The 348-nt window shown below is 44.8% G+C and carries 1 pseudogene; it reads left to right on the plus strand.

The window, feature by feature from the left end:
* A pseudogene (locus tag OW491_RS18180) lies at positions 1 to 348 on the plus strand (hypothetical protein); the annotation flags it as partial.

Consider the following 348-nt stretch of genomic DNA (forward strand, 5'->3'; position numbering starts at 1 on the left):
GCTTAATTGGTAACGTTAACTTTGCTGCCTATGTGTTTACTACCGACCAGTTCGGTTACGAAAAAGACCTACGTGCTGAAGTGGTCGCAGGAAAGTTTGTGCGTGAACTGGTGGATAGAAGCGCACTGCCTACATCCTATGGTCGCGTTGAAAACGTACGCAGTGACAATTTATACAGCGGTGAAATTGACAAACTTGGTATTGCTATCTGGTCTGTCACTTGGTCGCAGCAATGGTACTTAGATGAAGAGATTGATCTCAGTACGTTAGATGACTTCATTACCTTTGGTCTGAAAGGTGAAATCGCAGATGGCGCACCCACCATTGATGGTGAAGCTGTCTCTTATA

The organism is Neptunomonas sp. CHC150, from assembly GCF_030397555.1.
In the GTDB taxonomy this organism is placed as follows: domain Bacteria; phylum Pseudomonadota; class Gammaproteobacteria; order Pseudomonadales; family Balneatricaceae; genus Neptunomonas; species Neptunomonas phycophila.